This window comes from Faecalibacterium sp. DFI.5.82 (genome assembly GCF_029076575.1).
Classification (GTDB): domain Bacteria; phylum Bacillota; class Clostridia; order Oscillospirales; family Ruminococcaceae; genus Faecalibacterium; species Faecalibacterium duncaniae.
In genome coordinates this window covers 1-298 of the sequence record NZ_JARFIS010000838.1, presented here as the reverse complement: position 1 = coordinate 298, position 298 = coordinate 1, and the positions used below count along the sequence as shown (strand labels likewise).

At 47.3% G+C, this 298-nt stretch carries 1 pseudogene; it reads left to right on the top strand.

What is annotated here, in order from left to right:
• Positions 1–138: 138 nt before the first annotated feature.
• Positions 139–298: pseudogene (locus P0G09_RS19145) on the top strand (FprA family A-type flavoprotein); the annotation flags it as partial.

The following is a 298-nucleotide window of genomic DNA, read 5'->3' as shown; positions in this document are numbered from 1 at the left end:
ACAATCCTTATGAGCAGGCGGCGTATTTGACGGTGAAGTTTGAGGATTACACCAGAGATGAGGTGCAGGCTACCCTGCAATGGCTAGAAGAATCTATCAGTCAGAGTCTGAGTAAGAAAAATAGGAGGTGTTTTTTATATGGCTATCCAAACGGTAACAGATGCCATCCGCTATGTAGGGGTGGATGATAACACATTGGCACTCTTTGAAAACCAGTACCCCGTCCAGCCTATGGGAGTGAGCTACAACTCCTTTGTCATTCTGGATGAGAAGATCGCCGTGATGGACAGCGTGGACG